A 22187-nucleotide genomic window follows, 5' to 3' on the forward strand; every position below is an offset into this window, starting at 1 on the left:
CGAAGCTCGCGAGGCAGGCCGTAATCGGCCACGCGCCGCCTCAGCCCGGCTGAACGATCAGCTCGCCCGCGCGGCCCGGAATCTCGCCCCACGTCACAGGGTACGTGGGCAGCGACGCACGGTCCAGCGCCGCATGGTAATCACCCATCGTGGCGAAGCTGTGTCCCTGCGCGCGCCAGCCGGCGAGCAGTTGCTCGAACACGGGCGCGAGCTTCTGGCCTTCGAGCTCGGCGTGCAGGGTGAATACCTGATCGTGCGGATTGTCGGCCGTATGGCGCAACACGTGCGACGCAACGTTGCTTTCGTCGACGCCGTCGGCACCGAGCACTTCGTCGAGCGTCGGAAGCGTGGTGGGCATCTGGATGTGATTCAGCGTGCGGCCGTCCAGCACGGGAATGTACGGCGAGTGGCCGCGCCCGTCGGACGCATAGCGCATGCCCCACGCGTCGATCTGCTCGAACGCATAGCCGTTCATTTGCCAGCCGGCCGCGCCGTGGGTGACGGGCGGCCCGCCGAAGATCTCGATGAAGCGCGCATGGCTCTGCTGCATCTGCGCGACGGTCCATTCGCGGTCGCGTCCACGCACGTTGTCCTGCCAGTACACGTGATCCCACGTATGGATGCCGCATTCGAAGCCGGCCTCGTGAATCGCGCGCATCTCCGATACCGCTTCGCGGCCGATGTCCGGCCCCGGCAACAGCACGCCGTACATGAGCGTCTTCACGCCGTAATGCTCGACCACCGAAGTGCGCGAAACCTTCTTGAGGAAGCCCGGCCGGAAGACCCGGCGCAGCGCCCAGCCCGTATGATCGGGGCCGAGGCTGAACAGGAACGTCGCGCGAGCGCTGTACTTGTCGAGCAGGCGCCCGAGGTTGGGTACGCCTTCGCGCGTGCCGCGCAGCGTATCGACGTCGATCTTGAGAACGATGCGCGCCACGCTTCTTCCTTACGACTGCTCGACGAGCTTGCGGGCCTCGCCCACGTGACCGCGATACGCTTCGAAGATCTTGCGCAGCGCGTCGTCCATGGTGGCTTGCGGCGCCCAATCGAGCTCCTGCATCGTGTTGTCGATCTTGGGCACGCGGTTCTGCACGTCCTGATAGCCGTTGCCGTAGTACGCACCCGACGAGGTCTCGACGAGCTGCACCTTCTTCGCGGTCTCCGAGTATTCGGGGAACTCGTTTGCGAGCGTGAGCATCTTGTGCGCCAGTTCGCGCACCGAGAAGTTGTTCGTCGGATTGCCGATGTTATAGATCTTGCCCGAGGCCACGCCGTCCTTGTTCTCGATGATCTTCATCAGCGCGCCGATGCCGTCGTCGATGTCGGTGAACGCGCGCTTCTGTGCGCCGCCGTCGACGAGGCTGATGTTCTCGCCGCGCACGATATGGCCGAGGAACTGCGTCACGACGCGCGACGAACCTTCCTTCGGCGTGTAGATCGAGTCGAGACCCGGGCCGATCCAGTTGAACGGACGGAAGAGGGTGAAGTTCAGCCCTTCCATGCCGTAGCCCCAGATCACGCGGTCCATCAACTGCTTCGAGCACGCATAGATCCAGCGCGGCTTGTTGATGGGGCCGTAGGAGAGCATCGAGTTTTCCGGATCGAACTGCTCGTCCGCGCACATGCCGTAGACCTCGGAGGTCGACGGAAACACGAGATGCTTGCCGTACTTCACGGCCGAACGGACGATCGGCAGATTCGCTTCGAAGTCGAGCTCGAACACGCGCAGCGGCTGCTTCACGTAAGTCGCGGGCGTTGCGATCGCGACGAGCGGCAGGATCACGTCGCACTTCTTCACGTGATACTCGACCCACTCCTTGTTGATCGTGATGTCGCCTTCGAAGAAATGCATCCGCTCGTGATTCGCGAGCTCGCCCAGGCGATCGGTTTGCATGTCCATCCCGAAGACTTCCCAGTCGGTGGTTTCGAGGATGCGCTTGGACAGGTGGTGGCCGATGAAGCCATTGACACCCAGGATCAGAACTTTTTTCATGAATGACGAGAGGATTGAATGATGCGGCCGAATTCGGCGGGATCGACGGGGCGCTCTTCGTCCACGGGTTGCGAATCGGCGTCGAGCGTCCGATGGCGCAATTCGTGGATGGCGATGACGCGGCCATCGCCGCAGACGCCGAACAGCGCATTATCCGCCACCCTTAGGCCCGGGGGCAAACCCCGCAACTCACCGAGTCTTTCGGAGGAAAATCCGGGCGCGCCGGTTTCAGGCACGAGCCGCGCCCGCGCGACGATGAAACGGTCCGCGCCGATATCCGTGAATGCGCCCGGATAGGGCGGAGCAACCGCGCGGATCAGGTTGTAGACACGCTGGGCGGGCAGCGACCAGTCGATGCGGCCATCTTCCGGCTTGCGCCCGCCGTAATAGCTGCCCGCCGCGAGATCGTTCGGCAGATGCGCAGCTTCGCCCGCCAGGAGCGCGGGCAGCACGCGCCAGAGCGTCTGCTCGGCGGCGACGACGGTCTTGTCGAAGACGAGCGCCGCGGTGTCGTCGGGGAGAATCGGCACCGGCGTCTGCGCGAGGATCGCGCCCGCGTCGGGCTTCTCCGCCATTTCATGCAGCGTCGCGCCCGTCTCGGTCTCGCCGTTGAGCACCGCCCAGTTCGTCGGCACCCGGCCGCGATACTTGGGCAAAAGCGAGCCATGCATGTTGTACGCGCCGCGCCGCGCGAGCGAGAGCAGCGAGACCGGCAGCATATGACGGTAGTAGAACGAGAAGATGAAGTCCGGCGCGATCTTTTGCAGCGCGTCGTAGAGTTCGGGCGCCTTCGGATCTGCGGGTGTGATCGTGTCGATGCCGTGTTCGGCCGCAACTTGCGCGACGCTGCCGAACCAGATGTTTTCACTCGCGCTGTCCTCGTGCGTGACGACGAGCGCGACATCGACGCCGCGCGCGAGCAGCACCTGCAGACAGCGCACGCCGACGTTGTGATAGGCGAAGACGACTGCGCGCGGCTTCATCGGCCGTCTTCCTCACGCGTGACGACGGCCACGTGCTGTACGGATTCCTGAAGCGGCTTGATCGCGGAAGGCAGGCCGTCGCGCTCTTCGAGGATCGTCTGGACGAGATAGCGAGGCCGCGCGCGCACCTGCTGATAGATGCGCCCGATGTACTCCCCGAGAAGTCCGAGCGCGAAGATGATCACGCCGAGCATGAAGAACGTGATGGCGAAGAGGGTGAACACACCCTGGACTTCCGCGCCGAACATGAAGCGGCGAATCAACAGCAGCAGGAAGAGGCCCGCCGAGCCCACCGACAGAATCACGCCGATGAACGACAGCCATTGCAGCGGCACCACCGAAAATCCGGTGACGAGATCGAAGTTCAGGCGGATGAGACTGTAGAGCGAATACTTCGACTCGCCCGCGAAGCGCTCTTCATGCGCGACATCGACTTCGATGGGATTCTGCGCGAACGTGTACGCGAGCGCGGGAATGAACGTGTTGATCTCGCCGCAGCGGTTGATCGTATCGATGATATGGCGGCTGTACGCGCGCAGCATGCAGCCCTGGTCGGTCATGCGAATCTTCGTGATGCGCTCCCGCAGGCGGTTCATCGCGCGCGACGCCTTCTTGCGCCACAGGCTGTCTTGCCGCTGCTGACGAATGGTGCCGACGTAGTCGTAACCCTCGCGCATTTTCTCGACGAGCTTGGCGATTTCCTCGGGCGGATTCTGCAGGTCGGCATCGAGCGTGACGACGATCTCGCCACGCGACTGTTCGAAGCCCGCGAGAATCGCCATGTGCTGGCCGTAATTGCCGTTGAGCAGAATGACGCGCGTGGTGTCGGGCCGCTCGCGGAACTGCTGCGCGAGCAACGCAGCCGATTTGTCGCGGCTGCCGTCATTGATGAAGATCACCTCGTACGACGTGCCGAGCGCGTCGAGCGCCGGATACAGGCGCTGAAACAGGGCGGCGAGGCCGTCTTCCTCGTTGTACACCGGGATGATCACCGAAAGTTCGGGGGACGTCGCCGGAAAATCCAGATGACTCATGTTGCGCTGATTGTCCTTGGTTGCCCGCTGTAAGTTATCCATTCTCTTTCTGGTCGCCGCCGAACTGCTCGAAAATCTCGTCGACCGATTTCACGACGTGTTCGACATCGTCCGTGCTCATCAGCGTGAAGAGCGGCAGCGTGACCGTCGACGCGCCGTAGCGCTCCGCATGAGGAAACATGCCTTCCTTGAAGCCGCGCGCGCGATACAGCGTGAAAAGATGCAGCGCCGGGTAGTGCAGCCCCGTGCCGATGCCGCGCTCCTTCATTTCACTCATGAACTCCGCGCGCGTGAGCCTGAGCCTCTCGAGCGGCAGCGCGATCTGAAACATGTGCCAGTTGCTGTCGGTGAAATTCGGCGTGGGCAAGCCGGCGCCGAGCCTGACCGCTGCCCCGCCTTCGAATGCGTCGAAGTACGCGCGCGCGAGTTCGCGACGCTTTTCGGTGAACCGCTCGATCTGCCGCAACTGGCCGAGCCCGACGCGCGCGGCCACATCCGTCAGGTTGTACTTGCCGCCGAGCACGTCGCAGTCCATGCCGTCGAATCCCGTGCGCGTGATGCCCTGCAGGCGATATTTGCGCGCCAGTTCTGCTTCGTCCTCATTGTTGAGCACGAGCGCGCCGCCTTCGATCGACGTCACGTTCTTGTTCGCGTGGAAGCTGAACGACACGATGTCGCCGATCGCGCCGATGCGCTTGCCGCGCCAGCTCGAGCCGAACGCCTGGGCGGCGTCCTCGATGACGCGCAGCTTGTGGGCGCGCGCGATGTCGTAAAGCCTGTCCATGTCGACGGGCAGGCCCGCCAGATAGACCGGCATGATCGCCTTCGTGCGCGGCGTGATCGCGCGCTCCAGCAGGTTCAGGTCGATGTTGCGCGTGACCGGATCGATATCGACGAACACCGGCGTCGCGCCCACTTCGAGGATCACGTTCGCGGTCGACACCCAGGTCATCGGCGTGGTGATGACTTCGTCGCCCGGGCCGACGCCGGCGATGCGCAAGCCGATCTCCATCGTGCAGGTGCCCGAGTTGAACGCCCGCACCGGGCGGCCGCCGACGTACGCCGACAGTTCGGCTTCGAACTGCTGGTTTTGCGGTCCGGTCGTGATCCAGCCCGAGCGCAGCACGTCGATCACGCCCTGAATGGTTTCCTCGTCGATCTCCGGTTTCACGAAAGGCAAAAACGGCCGCGTTGTTTGAGTCATTGGACTATGCGTTTAAAAAATGAATTGATCCGGCCGACGCTTCGATTCGGCGAACTAGCCGACGAGATTCGGCGAACTAGCCGCGCGCCAGCACCACGACGCCAATCAGAATGATGCCGATGCCGAGGAGCCGCTGCATCGACAGCACTTCGCCGAACAGGTACCACGCGGCGAACGCATTGACGACATAGCCGAGCGAAAGCATCGGATAGGCGATCGATACGTCCACGCGCGACAGGCCTACGATCCACACGACGACGCTCAGCACATAGCACGCGAGCCCGCCGATGATGGGCCACTGCGTCGCAATCTTTAAGCCGACCGGCAAAATGTTGGCGGGCGTCATGTCGAAATGGCCCACCGCATTCACGCCGGCTTTGAGCAGAAGCTGGGCGCACGCGTTCAACGATACGCCGATGACGATGCAAATAAAGGAAATCGGGTTCATCGCGCGTTTTTCAAATTCGGAACAAGGATACTCGGTTCGTCGGCCAATGCCGAACGATCGTGCGGCGCAACATTGCCGCTCAAATGGAAGACGCGGCTCACGGCTGCGGCTTTTCGACGATCACACGGCGCTGGTCGCTCGCGATCAGCTGCATCGGTACGTGGCGCGCCGTGAGTTCTTCGTAACGGGACGGCGGCATCAGCGCGAGCGCGTAGCGCTTCGAATCCCACACTTTGATCCACTCGTCGATGCTCGGCACCCATTTCTGCGGCTCGGTCTGCGTGCCGAAGGTCAACTCGTCGGCCTCTGCGACCATGATCATCGTGTGGCCGAGGTAGAAGGGCATCGTGTGATCGAGCTTCGCGATCGAATAGAACGGCGTGTCGGGCGGCAACTTCGCCATCGCGGCCTTCACGGCGGGCACCAGTGTTACACCCGAACTCTGCGTGCCGAAGACGTCGTGTCCGGAGCCTGCGATCGTGCCGAGCAGCAGCCACGCTGCACCCAGTCCCGCCGCGCCCGCGAGCACGCTGCGCCGGTTCAGCCAGATCGCGAACACCGTCACGACGAACGCGACGGCGATTCCCGCGTAGACCCAGATCTGGAACGCGCGATAGAGCGCGTTCGGCGTGTTGGCGCTGCCCGCGCGGCCGATGAAGATCGCGCCGAACGCCGCCGCGATGAGAAACACCGCGTAGCCGATAAGGTGCATGCGGTACCGAGCCTTCGTCAGCGAGGGCAAATAGAGCCCGATCACAAGCGCGATGGCGGGCGCGACCGGCAACACGTAAGAAACGAGCTTGGAGTGCGACGCGCTGAAAAACAGGAAGATGAACGCCGTCCAGACGAGGAGCATCGTGACCGGCGCGAAGCCGTTCGGCTGGCGCGGCGTCTTCAGGCCGTGGCGCACACTCTGAAAGGTGATCGACAGCCACGGCAGAAACCCGACGAGCAGTACGGGCACGAAATAGTAGAACGCACCCGGGCGGTTCTGCTCGGGCGTCAGATAGCGCTTGAACTGCTGGACGATGAAAAAGAAATTGAAGAATTCCGGATTGTTCATCTGGACGAGCGCGAACCAGGGTCCGGTCACAATCAGGAACACGATTAACCCGCTGCCGATATAGAGCCGCCTCCAGAGCGCCCAGTCCCGCGAAACGAGGGAGTAGAGGACGAGAACCGCGCCCGGCAGGATCAGGCCGACCAGTCCTTTCGACAGCACGGCCGCGCCCATTGCGGCCCAGCAGAGCCACATCCACAGGCGCACTTCGCGCGTCGGCAGGCCGGGGCGCTGGGCGAGCAGCAACGCGCAGAGCGTCAGCTGCATCCAGAACGACAGGCCCATGTCGAGCGTGTTGAAGTGGCCCATCAGGTTCCAGTACGGACAAGTCGCCAGGATGACCGCGGCGGCGAAGCCCGTCATCGCGTTGAACACGCGCGTGCCCGTGTAACCGATGAGCAGCACGCCCGCGAATCCCGTGAGGGCCGTGTAGAGCCGCGCCTGCCATTCACCGATGCCGAACCAGGCGAAGGAGAGCGCGTTCGCCCAGGTCTGCAGCGGCGGCTTCTCGAAGTATTTGTAGCCGTTGTAGCGCGGCGTGATCCAGTCGCCGGTCACGAACATCTCGCGTGCCATTTCGGCGTAGCGGCCTTCATCGCTCGGCACGAGGTGACGATAACCAAGCGGCGCGAACCAGATGAACGCAAGCGCGAGTACGAGAAGGATGAGCGAAAGACGCGTGAGCGGTAGCCGGGAAGGCGTATCGTTCATGAAGTCGACCTGTCCGATGCCGCAATGAGCGGCGCTAGTGAAACGAAAATGGGCGATGAATGGAGCTGCGCGAGAATGCAGTACGCGCATGCTCAGGCACGCATTTTCGCTGTGAGTTCGCGAGTTCCGGCACGCGCCGTCCGGTGCGCGCCCCGATAGCCGTGCCGAAGCGACTCCGCCGAATGCCCACCGATTGATTTCGGGCCCCGCCCGCGCGTCGGCAAAGACAAACGCCGGGCGGGAGTGTAGCGCACGGCCGGCCGGCATTCGTTAAATTCGATACGTGTCAGCCACGGGCGCACGGCCGATGTCGGACGGGCGGCGGAAGTCTGGCACTACTTCCTTAGCGTTTCCTTAGGCCTTCCTCAGGCTTCGATCAGAAGCGCCGCGGCCACGCGCCGGCCTTCGGACATCAGAATGTTGTAGGTGCGGCACGCCGCGCCGAAGTCCATGGTTTCGACGCCGATGCGGTGCTTCGCCAGTTGCGCCGTAAGCCGCGGATGCAAAAAGCGTAGCCGCGACCCGCTGCCGAAGATGACGACTTCGGGCGCCGCTTCGACGAGTGCATCGAAATCGCCGGGCGTGAGCGCTTCAAATGACGACACCGGCCACGCCGCGACGGGCGTCTCGGGCATGACGATCACGCTGCCTTCGTGCCTTTCGAGATTGATCGCCACGAAACCGTCTCCGTAGCTCGTGATGGTGTTGAGCGCGTTGTTGGATTCCTGGTGCAGTTTCAAAACGATGATCCGGCAAGAGAAAGGTTGACGGCCCAGCGTGTGCCGCAACGTTGGAAGCTGCCCGCGCGCGCCTTTTGGCGCATCGGCCTGCGCGTTCCTTTGGTGCATTGCGGAACTGAGCCATAATCAGTAAATTATAACTTTTCGGCTGCCGGGCTCGCTCGAGCGCCGTCCGTTGCACTCGCGTGCCGCCACAAGCCGCCTCCGACACGCAACCGGTCCGCATCGCTCACGCCCTACCTGGCGCGACGTCTAAAATGCATCGTTCGGCGCTCGGGAACGCGCGAGTCGTCCGGACGAGCCGCCTTCAGGCTTCAAACCCGGTTTTCATCGCAACGCCCGTGCGCTGCCGGCGCGCGGGGCTGTCCGCCCGAATGCCGAGCCGCACCTGATCGATTCAGAAAAACCAGTCCGCATCAACACCCAGACCCAGAGCGCCAGCCGTGAAACCGATTCTCAAATCCAACAAGCTGCAAAACGTCTGCTACGACATTCGCGGGCCCGTGCTCGAACACGCGAAGCGCCTCGAAGAGGAAGGCCATCGCATCATCAAGCTCAATATCGGCAATCTGGCGCCGTTCGGTTTCGAGGCGCCGGACGAGATCATTCAGGACATGATCCGCAATCTGCCGGGATCGTCGGGCTATTCGGATTCGAAGGGTGTGTTCGCCGCGCGCAAGGCGATCATGCATTACACGCAGCAAAAGGGCGTGACCGGCGTCGAACTGGACGATATCTACATCGGCAATGGCGCGTCCGAGCTCATCGTGATGGCGATGCAGGCGCTACTGAACGACGGTGACGAAGTGCTGCTTCCGGCGCCGGATTATCCGTTGTGGACGGCCGCCGTGAGCCTGTCGTCGGGTACGCCGCGCCACTATATGTGCGACGAAGGCAACGGCTGGATGCCCGATCTCGACGACATCCGCGCGAAGATCACGCCGAACACCAAGGCGCTCGTCGTCATCAACCCGAACAACCCGACGGGCGCGCTGTACTCGGACGAGTTGCTGCGCGAGCTGATCGCGATCGCGCGCGAGCACGGCCTCATCATTTTCGCGGACGAGGTGTACGACAAGATCGTCTACGACGGCCAGACCCACACGTCGATGGCCGCGCTGTCCGAAGACGTGGTCACGGTCACCTTCAACAGCCTGTCGAAGAGCTACCGTTCGTGCGGCTATCGCGCGGGCTGGATGGCGATTTCCGGGCTGATCGAAGAGAACCGCCGCCGCGCGAAGGACTATCTGGAGGGCCTCGGCATTCTCGCGTCGATGCGCCTGTGCCCGAACGTGCCCGGCCAGTACGCGATCCAGACCGCGCTTGGCGGCTATCAGAGCATCAACGACCTGATCTTGCCGGGCGGACGCCTCTACAAGCAGCGCGAGCTCGCCTACGACATGCTCACGGCCATCCCGGGCGTGACCTGCGTGAAGCCGCAGGCGGCGCTCTACATGTTCCCGAAGCTCGATCCCAAGATGTACCCCATCCAGGACGACCAGCAGTTCATCACGGACCTGCTGCTCGAGGAGCGGGTGCTGCTGGTGCAGGGCACGGGCTTCAACTGGCCGACACCGGATCACTTCCGCGTGGTCTTCCTGCCGAATGTCGACGATCTCGCGGATTCGATCAACCGTATCGCGCGCTTCCTCGACGGCTATCGCAAACGACATTCCGCTTAATCTCTCTTTTAAAGACTCGCGCTGCATGGAATCGATCAAAGTAGGACTCTTGGGCTTCGGCACGGTCGGCAGCGGCACCTTCACGGTGCTGCGCCGTAACCAGGAAGAAATCAAACGACGCGCGGGGCGCGGCATCGACATCGCGCGCGTCGCGGTGCGCACGCCGGCGAAGGCCGAAGCCGCGAAGCGGGAAGGCATCGCGGTGACGAACGACTTCAACGCGGTCGTCGACGATCCTTCCATCGATATCGTATGCGAAATGATCGGCGGCACGGGTTTCGCGCGCGAGCTGGTGTTGCGCGCGATCGCGAACGGCAAGCATGTCGTGACGGCCAACAAGGCGCTGCTCGCGGTGCATGGCACGGAGATTTTCGAAGCCGCTCGCGCGAAGGGCGTGATGGTCGCGTTCGAAGCGGCAGTGGCGGGCGGCATCCCGATCATCAAGGCGCTGCGTGAAGGGTTGACGGCAAACCGCATCGAGTACATCGCGGGCATCATCAACGGCACGACTAACTACATTCTCTCGGAGATGCGCGACCGAGGGCTCGACTTCGCGACCGCACTGAAAGCCGCGCAGGAGCTCGGTTACGCCGAAGCCGATCCGACCTTCGATATCGAAGGCGTCGACGCCGCGCACAAGGTCACGATCATGAGCGCGATCGCCTTCGGCGTGCCGGTGCAGTTCGACCGCGCGTATGTGGAAGGCATCAGCAAGCTGGCCGCCATCGACATTCGCTACGCGGAAGACCTCGGCTATCGCATCAAGCTGCTCGGCATCGCGCGGCGCACGGAGAAGGGCATCGAGTTGCGCACGCATCCGACGCTGATTCCGGCCAAGCGTTTGCTCGCGAATGTCGAGGGTGCGATGAACGCGGTCGTCGTGCACGGCGATGCGGTCGGCACCACGCTCTACTACGGCAAGGGCGCGGGCGCCGAGCCGACGGCTTCCGCCGTGGTCGCCGATCTCGTCGACGTGACGCGCCTGCACACGGCCGATCCGGAACATCGCGTACCGCACCTGGCGTTCCAGCCGGATAGCTTGTCGAACACGCCGATTCTGCCGATCGACGAAGTGACGAGCGGCTATTACCTGCGCCTGCGCGTCGCGGACGTGACGGGCGTGCTCGCGAACATCACGCGCATCCTCGCTGACAAGGCCATCTCCATCGACGCGTTGCTGCAGAAGGAATCGGAAGAAGTCGACGGCGCGAACAAGGGCGAAACCGACATCATCCTCATCACGCACGAGACGCTGGAGAAGAACGTGAACGCGGCGATCGCGCAGATCGAAGCGCTGTCCACGGTCGTTTCGAAGGTGACGAAGCTGCGCATGGAAGCGCTCAACTAAGGGCAAGGACGCACGATGAACTACATTTCGACGCGCGGCGCCGGCAGCAACGAGCGCCACACGTTCTCGGACATTCTTCTCGGCGGGCTCGCGAAAGACGGCGGGCTGTATTTGCCGGCGGAGTATCCGCGCGTATCGGCCGACGAGCTCGCGCGCTGGCGCACGCTGTCGTATGCGGATCTCGCATTCGAAGTGCTGTCGAAGTTCAGCGACGACATCCCCGCCGAAGACCTGCGCTCGCTCACGCGCAAGACCTACACCGGGCAGGTGTACAGCAACGTGCGCCACGAAGAGAGCGCGGTGCAGATCACGCCGCTCAAGACGCTCGGCGTGGAAAACGGCACGACGCTGTCGCTGCTGGAACTCTCGAACGGCCCGACGCTCGCCTTCAAGGACATGGCGATGCAACTGCTCGGCAACCTCTTCGAATACGCGCTGGCAAAGCACGGCGAGACGCTGAACATCCTCGGCGCGACCTCGGGCGACACCGGCAGCGCCGCTGAATACGCGATGCGCGGCAAGACCGGCGTGCGCGTCTTCATGCTGTCGCCGCACAAGAAGATGAGCGCGTTCCAGACCGCGCAGATGTTCTCGCTGCAGGACCCGAACATCTTCAATCTGGCCGTCGAGGGCAACTTCGACAACTGTCAGGACATCGTCAAGGCCGTATCGAACGATCACGCGTACAAGGCGAAGCACAAGATCGGCACGGTCAACTCGATCAACTGGGCACGCGTCGTCGCGCAGGTCGTCTACTACTTCAAGGGCTATTTCGCCGCGACGGCGAGCAACGACGAGCGCGTCTCGTTCACGGTGCCGTCGGGCAATTTCGGCAACGTGTGCGCGGGTCACATCGCGCGCATGATGGGCTTGCCGATCGAGCAGCTCGTCGTCGCGACCAATGAGAACGACGTGCTCGACGAGTTCTTCAAGACGGGCGTGTATCGCGTGCGGGGCGCGGCGGAGACGTATCACACGACATCGCCGAGCATGGATATCTCGAAGGCTTCGAACTTCGAGCGCTTCGTCTACGATCTGCTCGGGCGCGATCCGGCGCGCGTGCTGCAACTGTTCCGCGACGTCGAGGAGAAGGGCGGTTTCGATCTCGCGGCGAGCGGCGATTTCGCGCGCGTGCAGGAATTCGGCTTCGTGTCGGGCAAGAGCGATCACGACGATCGCGTGAAGACCATCCGCGACGTGTACGAGCGTTATCAGACGATGATCGACACCCACACCTCCGATGGCGTGAAGGTCGCGCGCGAAAACCTGAAGCCGGGCGTGCCGATGATCGTTCTGGAAACCGCCCAGCCGATCAAGTTCGGCGAGACCATCCGCGAAGCGCTGAATCGCGAGCCGGAGCGGCCGGCGGCTTTCGTGGGACTTGAAAAACTGCCACAAAGGTTCGATATCGTTCCGGCGGATGCAGGCGTGGTCAAGGCTTTCATCGCCGAGCGCACATAACGCGATACGCGTCTGCGCATCGCGCGGTCTTCACGGAGTTCAAGGGGCGCGGCTACATTGGCCGCGCCCCTTTTTCACGATGCGGCAATGCGTGAGCGCGCCGCCCGCTAGCCGCGAAAACGCCGCTATCCGGCAAAACACCGTCAAAAGCTGCTAAAATCTTAGGTTTTTCGTCGTACCCCATTCAAAAGGACGCGCCGTGCTGTCTACCGCCAATATCACCATGCAATTCGGGCCCAAGCCCCTCTTCGAGAACATCTCGGTCAAGTTCGGCGAAGGAAACCGCTATGGCTTGATCGGCGCCAACGGCTGCGGAAAGTCGACCTTCATGAAGATCCTCGGCGGCGACCTCGAGCCGAGCTCCGGCAATGTCATCCTCGAACCGAACGTCCGGCTCGGCAAGCTGCGTCAGGATCAGTTCGCGTATGAAGACATGCGCGTGCTCGATGTCGTGATGATGGGCCACACCGAAATGTGGGCCGCAATGACCGAGCGCGATGCGATCTACGCGAACCCGGACGCCACCGACGACGACTACATGCGCGCCGCCGACCTCGAAGCCAAATTCGCCGAATACGACGGCTACACGGCCGAAGCGCGCGCGGGCGAATTGCTGCTCGGCATCGGCATTAACATCAACGATCACAACGGCCCGATGAGCAACGTCGCACCGGGCTGGAAGCTGCGTGTGCTGCTCGCCCAGGCGCTGTTCTCGAAACCCGACGTGCTGCTGCTCGACGAGCCGACCAACAACCTCGACATCAATTCGATCCGTTGGCTGGAAGACGTCCTGAACCAGTACAACTCGACGATGATCATCATCTCGCACGATCGTCACTTTCTGAACCAGGTCTGCACCCACATGGCGGACATGGACTACGGCACGCTGAAAGTCTGGCCGGGCAACTATGACGACTACATGCTCGCGTCGACGCAGGCGCGCGAGCGCCAGCAGGCAGCGAACCAGAAGGCGAAGGAGCGCGTGGCCGACCTGCAGGACTTCGTGCGCCGCTTCTCGGCCAACAAGTCGAAGGCGCGCCAGGCGACCAGCCGCCTGAAGATGATCGACAAGATCAAGATCGAGGAATTCAAGCCGTCGTCGCGCCAGAATCCGTTCATCCGCTTCGAGTTCGAGAAGAAGCTGCATAACATCGCTGTCGTGGCCGAGGATCTGACCAAGAAGTACGACCGGACCATCTTCCAGAACTTCAGCATCAGCGTGCAGCCGGGCGAGCGTATCGCGATCATCGGCGAGAACGGCGCGGGCAAGACCACGCTGCTCAAGTCGCTCAAGGGCGCGATCGAGCTCGATCACGGCACCGTGAAGTGGGCGGAAAACGCGAACGTCGGCTACATGCCGCAGGATACGTACGAAGAGTTTCCGAAGGACGAAACGCTGACCGAGTGGATCGACCAGTATCGCAAGGAAGGCGACGACGAGCAGATGATGCGCGGCACGCTCGGCCGCCTGCTGTTCAATGCGGACGACATCAAGAAAAACGTGAAGGTGCTGTCGGGCGGCGAGAAGGGCCGCATGATCTGGGGCAAGCTGATGCTCGGCCGCCACAACGTGCTGCTGATGGACGAACCGACCAACCATATGGACATGGAGTCGATCGAGTCGCTGCAGATCGCGCTGGAGAAATTCGAAGGCACGCTGATCTTCGTGTCGCACGACCGCGAGTTCGTGAGCGGACTGGCGGACCGGATCATTGAAGTCAAGACCGACGGCACGCTGCGCGATTTCGGCGGTAATTACGAGGATTTCCTGTCGAGCCAGGGGATTCAGTAATCTCCCTGTTCACATACGCGTCGAAGCGGCCCGTCTCGAAAGAGCGGGCCGTTTTTCGTTGCGCTCAGAGCCTGTCATTGCGGAACCGCATCGCCGTGCCCTCGCGCGTAATGCGCGTCCAGATCGCGCGTTTCTCCTCGTCGGTGAGGAAGACCCAGTTGGACACCTCGCCCGCGGTGCGGCCGCAGCCTTTGCAGACGTCGTCGAAAAGCGTGGAGCACACGCCGATACAGGGGCTGTCGGGCAGGTCGTGAAGATTCGAAGACATTGGGCTAACTCGTGAGCGCGCTATCGCCGGGAAAAGAGGGCGGCAACGCGGCGTTCAGATTCGTAAAAAAACTCAGCGCGCGATACTGTAGCCTATCCGCGCGATCCAGTGATGTCGCTGGTTGTAATCGAGGATGTCCTCGCCGTATCCGTTGAAGTAGCTCACGAACAGATAGCCGCCCCATGCGCTGCCGATCAGCTTCGCGAGCGGGTACGTGAGCTGGGAGTCGATGCTGCCGTACCAGTGCTTCGTGCCTTTGCGCAGTGTCGTCGCGAGCTGCCAGCCGTCGGGGCTGCCGTATTTCACGAGAAAATCCACATAGCCGCGGTAATCCGCGATGTCCTCGTTGCCCGACTTCGACAGGTAGTAATAGAACTTCGGCGAAAGCGTCAGGTGATTGCCGTTCAGGTCGCCGAAATCCCAGGTGGGACGCACGAAGGCAATGTTGATCGAGCGCGAATCGTCGCCGCTCCTTCCATTCGATTCATGTCCGAAGCCCGCTTCCATGCCCATACGCGTGAAGAGCGGACTCTTCCAGCCGGTGTCCTGCACGTAGTAGAACAATTGCGGCTGAAAACTGATGTCGCGGAACGGCGCGGACTCGGCCGAGAGATTCCATATCGCCGTCTGCGTGTAACCGAAGTAGAGGTTGTCCAGCAAGCCTCGTGAGCGCGGATCGTCGGGGAGATGCAGGCGATATTTGAAGCTGAACTGGAATTTCGCGAGGTTGTCGCCGTTCTTGCCGTCCGCGAAGTAAACCGGTTCGAAGGTCGAGAAGCGGCCGGAGAGCATCGTGTCGCCGGTGGTCGTCGGCACGGCTGCGGTGTTCGCGGCGGCGCTTGCGCTCGCGAGCTGCTCGGGCGTCGTCGCCTGCGTTTCGCGGCGCTCGGCGGCCGCGACCTGCGTCTGCGTCTCGCTCCGATTGATCGTGACGAGCATCGGCGACGCATCGAAGCCTACTGGATCGATCGTCACCGTGCCGCGCGCCGAATCCGGCCAGGGCGCGGAAAAGCGCACCCGGCGATATTGGCCGGGCGCGAGACGCAGACGATCCGGCACTGCGGAATCGCGCTCCAGCGTGAGCGGCGCGGGCGGCAGATCGCCGTTCGTCAGGCTCACGGTCAATTGCCTGGGCACCTCGACGGTGAGCGGCTTCGCGTCATCGTCGGTGTAGAGAAGGGTCAATTCGAGCGGCTGTGAGGCGGCCGCTTCGCGCGCAGGCTGAAGGACCGCGACGGTCGCGTGAGCCGCCTCGTTTGCACCGAGGGTCGCGAAAACAAGCGCGAGCGTGCGCGCGTGGCCGGCAAAGCGATGGAAATGTTGCAGCGAAATCGATTGAGGGCCTTGAGCCATATGGTTTGTGTCCTGTCTGGGGCGGAGGCGGGCGTCCGAACGGTCTGACAACGCGGGGCGCGTCGCGATCCCGAAAATTCGGCACGACATCAGCGACTCAGCCCACCGACACCGCCTGCCAAAGCATCGCGCCGTTCAACGCGACGATCACGCCCGCGCACGCCCACGCGAGCGCGAGCGGCACGCGCGCGACGCGCCAGCGACCCATCAGGCCGGCGTCGGAGGCGAAGCGCACGAGCGGAATCACCGCAAGCGGCAACTGCAGGCTCAGCACGACCTGCGTCGCGACGAGCAGCGCGTTCGAGCCGTGCTGCCCGAAGCTCGCGACCGCGACGAGCGCCGGGCCGATCGCAAGGCCGCGCGTCAGGAGCGCCCGGGCCCAGGGCGCCATCTTCAGCCGCAGGAAGCCCTCCATCACCACCTGGCCGGCGAGCGTGCCGGTCACGGTCGCGTTCAGGCCGCAGGCGAGCAGCGCGGCGGCGAACACGACGCCCGCCCAATGACTCCCGACGAGCGGCTCGATGAGCCGGTGCGCATCGGCGAGATCGTCGACGTTCGTATGGCCGGTCGCATGGAACACCGCGGCCGCGACTACCAGCAGCGATGCGTTGACGACGAACGCGAGCCCGAGCGAGCCGAACGTGTCGATATTCACGCCGCGAAGCGCGCGCCCGATCGTCGCGTCGTCGCGGGCGCCCGCGTGTTCCTTGACGAGCGCCGAGTGCAGATAAAGGTTGTGCGGCATGACCGTCGCGCCGAGCACGCCCGCCGCGAGCCAGAGCATGCCGGCATCGCGCAGCAACGCGGGCGACGGCGCCAGCCCGCGCATTGCGTCGCCCCAGACCGGATGCGCGAGGGCGAGTTCCACCACGAAGCAGAAGCTCACGAAGAAGATGAGCACCGCCACGGCGCGCTGCAGCGGACGCCTGCCGCGGCTTTGCAGCGCGAGCATCGTAAAAGTCGCGACTGCCGAGATCAGCACGCCCACCGTGAGCGAGAGGCCGAAGAGCATCTGCAGGGCCACCGCGCTGCCGACGACCTCCGCGACGTCGCACGCGATGATCGCAATTTCGCACGCAATCCACAGCACGAGCGTCGTGCGCCGGCCGAAGCGCTCGCGGCAGAGTTGCGCGAGATCGCGCCCGGTCACGACACCCACGCGCGACGCGATCCATTGCAGCAGCATGCCCATCAGGCTCGCGAGCAGCACGACAAAGAGCAGCGAGTAACCGTAGCGCGCACCGCTCGCGAGCGCCGTCGCCCAGTTGCCGGGATCCATATACCCTACGGCGACGAGTGCGCCCGCGCCCGCGAACGAATACCAGCGGCCGCGCGGGCGCGGGGCACGCTGCCGGCGCTCGCGGCTTGCCGCGGGCGACTGCGCGTCGGATTGCGCGGCTGAAAGCTCGGCGAGCGCGGGGGGATTCGTGTTCATGCGGGAACTTGCCTCGAATTGCGAGGCAACGTGGCGCCAACTCAGTCGTGCGCACGCGTTGCCGGTTCAGAAGACGCCGCGTTTCGCGGCGCACGTCGAACTGGCTCGCAACAACTGTTCCGCTGGCTGTTCGTCAGGCGCGGGCGCCCATTCGCGGGACGCCGAAGGCCGAGCACGAATAATGACATTGCATCGGGCTTACGCTCACGCGTCCCCTTTTGACGAGCGTGGTCTTATCGGGTGCCCCCGGGGGCCAAATAGGGGCTAAAATGCGCGCTCTTTCCTGCCGGCCGCGCGTGGCGCGAGGCCGTCGAGAAGCCCGCCTGGCAAGACTGTGGCCCCGCCGCGCAAGGGCGTGTACATTTTGCGCGACACGCGACTTTTTATTTTTTGTCGGACATGCGTTTAATGGTAGTTTTCGGGGTTTTAAGGGAGTCGCGGACCAGTTCGGGCGATGCAACCATGCGCCGGGTCGGCGCGGCGCGACACCGTGACAAGTCGGAACAAGGGAGAATCGAAATGAACCAGAAACTGGCGGGCCGCACGGCCAAGCTGGCGGGCGCACTGGCATGCGCCGCGATGCTGACTCCGCTCGCAGCTCTTGCGAAGGACACGCAGTTGAATGTGTACAACTGGTCGGACTATATCGCGAAGGACACGATTCCCAACTTCACCAAGCAAACCGGCATCAAGGTGAAGTACGACAACTACGACAGCGACGACACGCTGCAGGCAAAGCTTCTCACCGGCCGTTCCGGCTATGACATCGTCGTGCCGACGAGCAATTACGCGGGCAAGCAGATCGCCGCGAACATCTTCATGCCGCTCGACAAGTCGAAGCTGCCCAACCTCAAGTATCTCGATCCCGAGCTGATGAAGCTCGTCGAGGGCGCGGATCCGGGCAACAAGTACGTGGTGCCCTGGGCCTACGGCACGACCGGCCTCGGCTACAACGTCGACAAGGCCAAACAGATCCTCGGCCCGAGCGTCGAACTGAACAATTGGGACATCCTCTTCAAGCCCGAGAACATCTCGAAGCTGAAGGCGTGCGGCGTCTCGGTGCTCGACGCGCCGGATCAGATGTTCGCGGCCGCGCTGCATTACATCGGCAAAGACCCGATGAGCACGAATCCGGCTGATTATCGCGAAGCGCTCGCGATGATGAAGAAGATCCGCCCGTACATCACGCAGTTCAACTCGTCGGGCTACATCAACGACATGGTCGGCGGCGACATCTGCTTCACCTACGGCTGGTCGGGCGACGTCGTGATCGCGAAGCATCGCGCGGTCGAGGCGAAGAAGCCGTTCAAGATCGAGTACTACATTCCGAAGGGCGGCGCGCCCGTGTGGTTCGACGTGATGGCGATCCCGAAGGACGCGAAGAACAAGGACGCCGCGCACGAGTGGATCAACTACATCGAGACGCCGCAGGTTCACGCGGCGATCACGAACGCGGTCTACTACCCGAGCGCGAATCTGGAAGCGCGCAAGTATGTGGACAAGGACGTTGCGAACGATCCCGCCGTGTATCCGCCGCAGGACGTCATCAAGACGCTGTTCCTGCTGAAGCCGCTGCCGCCTGAAATCCAGCGCCTGCAGACGCGGCTCTGGACGGAATTCAAGTCCGGCCGATGAATCCCAAAAGCCGGTTATTCTTTTGAAACGACGAAGCCCCTGGACCTCCGGGGGCTTTGTTCGTGATCGCATCGCACGTCGGGCGAGTCACGAAAAAGACGCATGGAAGCAAGGAGTCGAACAGGCAATCATGAGTGAGCAGTCGAGCGCGTTGAAGGCAGCGCCTAATGCCGGCCGGCGCGAGCCGGGCATATCTCCATCGGCCCGGAACATGGACGACAACTTCGTGCAGATCGTCAACGTCGTGAAGAAATTCGGCGAGACGACGGCCGTGCGGGGCGTCAACCTGTCGGTGAGGAAGGGCGAGCTGTTCGCGCTGCTCGGCAGTTCCGGCTGCGGCAAGTCGACGCTTTTGCGCATGCTCGCCGGGCTCGAATCCGTGACGGAAGGGCAGATCCTGATCGACGGCGAAGACCTCGCGAAGATGCCGCCGTACAACCGGCCGGTGAACATGATGTTCCAGTCCTACGCGCTCTTTCCGCACATGAGCGTGGAGTCGAATGTCGCGTTCGGGCTGAAGCAGGAAGGCGTCAAGGGCGGCGAGCTGAAGGATCGCGTGAACAACGCGCTGGAGCTCGTGCAGATGGCGAAGTTCGCCAAACGCAAGCCGCATCAGTTGTCGGGCGGTCAGCAGCAGCGTGTCGCGCTCGCGCGCAGCCTCGTGAAGCGCCCGAAGCTTCTGTTACTCGACGAGCCGATGTCCGCGCTCGACAAGCAGATCCGCCAGCGCACGCAGATCGAGCTCGTCAACATTCTCGATCAGGTCGGCGTCACCTGCATCATGGTGACGCACGATCAGGAAGAGGCGATGACGATGGCCAATCGCCTCGCCGTGATGAGCGAAGGGCAGATCGTTCAGCTCGGCACGCCGCACGAGGTCTACGAATACCCGAACACGCGCTTCTCGGCGCAGTTCATCGGCTCGACCAATCTCTTCGATGGCAATGTCGTGGAAGACGAGCCGGATCACGTCTTCGTCGAATCGCAAGACTTGCCCGTGCGACTTTATGTGAGCCACGGCATCACCGGCCCGCTCGGCATGCCGGTGACGATCTCCGTGCGCCCGGAGCGCATCGCGCTCACGCGCAAGCCGCCCGAAGGCGCGTACAACTGGGGCCGCGGCAGGGTGACGAACATCGCGTACATGGGCGGCTACACGCTGTATCACGTGACGCTCGATTCGGGCAAGGTCGTGGTTGCGAACCTGTCGAGTCTCGCGATCGGCGAGATCGAATCGCCGACCTTCGACGACGAAGTCTACGTGCGCTGGAGCGCGTCCGCGGGCGTGGTGCTGACCTCATGATGAAGCTGCTCAACCGCTTGGGCGTGTCAGGGCGCACGCTCGTCATCGGCGGGCCGTACCTGTGGCTCCTGCTGCTGTTCTTCGTGCCGTTCCTGCTCGTCGTGAAGATCAGCTTCGCGGACAGCCAGCTCGGCATTCCGCCGTACACGGATCTCGTGTCGATGGAAGAAGGCGTGATGCATATCGCGCTCGACTTCGCGCACTACGCATTTCTGATCAAGGACAGCCTGTACTTCGCGACCTACATGAACTCGCTGCTGGTCGCGGCGGTGTCCACGCTGCTGTGCCTCCTGATCGGCTATCCGATGGCGTATTACATCGCGCGTTCGAATCCGTCCACGCGCAACATTCTGATGATGGCGGTCATGCTGCCGTTCTGGACGTCGTTTCTGATCCGCGTCTATGCATGGATCGGCATCCTCAAGAACAACGGCCTGCTCAACAATTTCCTGATGTCGATCGGCCTGCTGCATTCGCCGATCGAGCTGTATCACACGAATATCGCGGTGTATATCGGCATGGTGTATTCGTATCTGCCGTTTCTCGTGATGCCGCTCTACGCGCATCTCGTGAAGATGGACCTGACCTTGCTCGAAGCGGCCTACGATCTCGGCGCGAAGCCGTGGAAGGCGTTCGTGCAGATCACATTGCCGTTGTCGAAGAACGGCATCATCGCGGGCTGTCTGCTCGTGTTCATTCCGGCGGTGGGCGAGTACGTGATTCCTGAATTGCTCGGCGGCGCTGACACGCTGATGATCGGCCGCGTCATGTGGAACGAGTTCTTCAACAACGCCGACTGGCCGATGGCGTCCGCCGTCACCTGCGCGATGGTCCTGCTGCTGCTCGTGCCGATGGCGCTCTTCCAGCACTTCCAGGCGAAACAACTGGAGCAGAAGCGATGATCAAGCCCAGCCGTCCGTTGCAAATCACCGCGCTCGGCCTCGGGTTTGCGTTTCTGTATATCCCGATCCTGAGTCTCATCGTCTATTCGTTCAACGACTCACCGCTCGTCACGGTGTGGACGGAGCCGTCGCTCAAGTGGTATCGCGCGCTCATCACGGATGACGAACTGATCAACGCCGCGTGGCTGTCGTTGCGCATCGCGTTCCTGACGGCGTGCGCGTCGGTCGTGATCGGAACGTGGGCGGGTTTCGTGCTGGCGCGCATGGGACGCTTCAAGGGCTTCACGCTCTACGCGGGCATGATCAACGCGCCGCTCGTGATCCCCGAAGTCATTCAGGGCATTTCGCTGCTGCTGCTGTTCGTCGAAATGGCGAAGCTCATTGGCTGGCCCGATCGAGGCTTCTTCACGATCTGGATCGGGCACGTGATGCTGTGCATCTCGTATGTCGCGATCATCGTGGAATCGCGCGTGCGGGAGTTGAATCCGTCGCTGGAGGAGGCCGCGCTCGATCTCGGCGCGACGCCGCTGCGCGTATTCTTCGCGATCACGCTGCCGTTGATTTCTCAGGCGCTCGTCGCAGGCTGGCTCCTCTCGTTCACGCTGTCGATCGACGATCTCGTGCTGTCGGCGTTTCTCTCCGGGCCAGGATCGACTACGCTGCCGCTCGTCGTGTTTTCGCGTGTGCGCCTGGGCCTGAATCCCGAAATGAACGCGCTCGCGACCTTGTTCATCGCGCTCGTGACGATCGGTGTGATCGGGGCGAATGCCTTCATGCAGCGCAGTGAGCGCAGAAGGCTCGCGGGCGTTCTGTAGCGCCGGACGCCCACGAATGG

Annotated in this window: 19 protein-coding genes; 8 read left to right on the plus strand and 11 right to left on the minus strand. The window is 62.9% G+C overall.

What is annotated here, in order from left to right; translation table 11 throughout:
• Window positions 1-40: 40 nt before the first annotated feature.
• From NCT32_RS06625 to NCT32_RS06660, 8 genes are all read right to left on the minus strand, one after another.
• On the minus strand, window positions 41-937 hold the full coding sequence (locus tag NCT32_RS06625) for a polysaccharide deacetylase family protein (RefSeq protein ID WP_061117404.1): 897 nt from the start codon (window positions 935-937) through the stop codon (window positions 41-43).
• Between the two features lie 9 nt (window positions 938-946).
• Window positions 947-1993, minus strand: coding sequence for a bifunctional UDP-4-keto-pentose/UDP-xylose synthase (locus NCT32_RS06630; RefSeq protein ID WP_061117403.1), 1047 nt, complete (start codon window positions 1991-1993; stop codon window positions 947-949).
• The gene (locus tag NCT32_RS06635) at window positions 1990-2976 is read right to left on the minus strand and encodes a formyltransferase (protein ID WP_061117402.1); all 987 of its coding nucleotides are present in this window, start codon (window positions 2974-2976) and stop codon (window positions 1990-1992) included. The genes NCT32_RS06630 and NCT32_RS06635 overlap by 4 nt, the downstream gene beginning before the upstream one ends.
• Window positions 2973-4010, minus strand: a complete 1038-nt coding sequence (locus NCT32_RS06640) for a glycosyltransferase (RefSeq protein WP_061117617.1) — start codon at window positions 4008-4010, stop codon at window positions 2973-2975. Before NCT32_RS06640 ends, NCT32_RS06635 begins: the two co-directional genes overlap by 4 nt.
• A gap of 34 nt (window positions 4011-4044) precedes the next feature.
• Window positions 4045-5214, minus strand: coding sequence for a DegT/DnrJ/EryC1/StrS aminotransferase family protein (locus NCT32_RS06645; RefSeq protein WP_061117401.1), 1170 nt, complete (start codon window positions 5212-5214; stop codon window positions 4045-4047).
• Between the two features lie 76 nt (window positions 5215-5290).
• Window positions 5291-5662 carry an SMR family transporter gene (locus tag NCT32_RS06650; protein WP_061117400.1) on the minus strand — a complete coding sequence of 124 codons (372 nt, stop codon included), beginning with the start codon at window positions 5660-5662 and terminating at the stop codon, window positions 5291-5293.
• Between the two features lie 97 nt (window positions 5663-5759).
• Window positions 5760-7433 (minus strand): glycosyltransferase family 39 protein, encoded by a 1674-nt coding sequence (locus NCT32_RS06655; protein ID WP_061117399.1) that lies wholly within the window; start codon window positions 7431-7433, stop codon window positions 5760-5762.
• Between the two features lie 365 nt (window positions 7434-7798).
• Entirely contained in the window at window positions 7799-8173 is a 375-nt protein-coding gene (locus tag NCT32_RS06660; protein ID WP_061117616.1) for an Mth938-like domain-containing protein, read from the minus strand.
• Between the two features lie 443 nt (window positions 8174-8616).
• Between NCT32_RS06660 and NCT32_RS06665 the strand changes: the two genes are divergently transcribed.
• From NCT32_RS06665 to NCT32_RS06680, 4 genes are all read left to right on the plus strand, one after another.
• Window positions 8617-9855, plus strand: a complete 1239-nt coding sequence (locus NCT32_RS06665) for a pyridoxal phosphate-dependent aminotransferase (RefSeq protein WP_061117398.1) — start codon at window positions 8617-8619, stop codon at window positions 9853-9855.
• 25 nt (window positions 9856-9880) lie between these two features.
• Window positions 9881-11203, plus strand: a complete 1323-nt coding sequence (locus NCT32_RS06670) for a homoserine dehydrogenase (protein ID WP_061117397.1) — start codon at window positions 9881-9883, stop codon at window positions 11201-11203.
• 15 nt (window positions 11204-11218) lie between these two features.
• Window positions 11219-12664, plus strand: a complete 1446-nt coding sequence (thrC, locus tag NCT32_RS06675) for a threonine synthase (protein WP_061117396.1) — start codon at window positions 11219-11221, stop codon at window positions 12662-12664.
• A 199-nt stretch (window positions 12665-12863) separates the two neighbouring features.
• The gene (locus NCT32_RS06680; RefSeq protein ID WP_061117395.1) at window positions 12864-14456 is read left to right on the plus strand and encodes an ABC-F family ATPase; all 1593 of its coding nucleotides are present in this window, start codon (window positions 12864-12866) and stop codon (window positions 14454-14456) included.
• 64 nt (window positions 14457-14520) lie between these two features.
• Here the strand turns inward: NCT32_RS06680 and NCT32_RS06685 are convergent, their stop codons facing one another.
• The 3 genes from NCT32_RS06685 to NCT32_RS06695 form a co-directional block, all read right to left on the minus strand.
• Window positions 14521-14724 (minus strand): DUF1289 domain-containing protein, encoded by a 204-nt coding sequence (locus tag NCT32_RS06685; protein WP_061117394.1) that lies wholly within the window; start codon window positions 14722-14724, stop codon window positions 14521-14523.
• Window positions 14725-14796: 72 nt separating this feature from the next.
• The gene (locus tag NCT32_RS06690; protein ID WP_250490008.1) at window positions 14797-16077 is read right to left on the minus strand and encodes a phospholipase A; all 1281 of its coding nucleotides are present in this window, start codon (window positions 16075-16077) and stop codon (window positions 14797-14799) included.
• Window positions 16078-16174: 97 nt separating this feature from the next.
• Window positions 16175-17512: an Nramp family divalent metal transporter gene (locus NCT32_RS06695; RefSeq protein ID WP_061117392.1), complete on the minus strand. Its 1338-nt coding sequence runs from the start codon at window positions 17510-17512 to the stop codon at window positions 16175-16177.
• A gap of 519 nt (window positions 17513-18031) precedes the next feature.
• On the opposite strand from NCT32_RS06695, the gene NCT32_RS06700 reads away from it, so the two are divergent.
• From NCT32_RS06700 to NCT32_RS06715, 4 genes are all read left to right on the plus strand, one after another.
• Window positions 18032-19147 (plus strand): polyamine ABC transporter substrate-binding protein, encoded by a 1116-nt coding sequence (locus tag NCT32_RS06700; protein WP_061117391.1) that lies wholly within the window; start codon window positions 18032-18034, stop codon window positions 19145-19147.
• A 130-nt stretch (window positions 19148-19277) separates the two neighbouring features.
• A complete protein-coding gene (locus NCT32_RS06705) occupies window positions 19278-20450 on the plus strand; it encodes an ABC transporter ATP-binding protein (RefSeq protein ID WP_061117390.1) in 1173 nt (390 codons plus the stop codon).
• Window positions 20447-21352 carry an ABC transporter permease subunit gene (locus NCT32_RS06710; protein WP_061117389.1) on the plus strand — a complete coding sequence of 302 codons (906 nt, stop codon included), beginning with the start codon at window positions 20447-20449 and terminating at the stop codon, window positions 21350-21352. Before NCT32_RS06705 ends, NCT32_RS06710 begins: the two co-directional genes overlap by 4 nt.
• Window positions 21352-22167: an ABC transporter permease subunit gene (locus NCT32_RS06715; RefSeq protein WP_061117615.1), complete on the plus strand. Its 816-nt coding sequence runs from the start codon at window positions 21352-21354 to the stop codon at window positions 22165-22167. Before NCT32_RS06710 ends, NCT32_RS06715 begins: the two co-directional genes overlap by 1 nt.
• Window positions 22168-22187 lie beyond the last annotated feature (20 nt).

The sequence above is a fragment of the Caballeronia sp. INML2 genome (genome assembly GCF_023631365.1).
GTDB lineage: Bacteria > Pseudomonadota > Gammaproteobacteria > Burkholderiales > Burkholderiaceae > Caballeronia > Caballeronia turbans.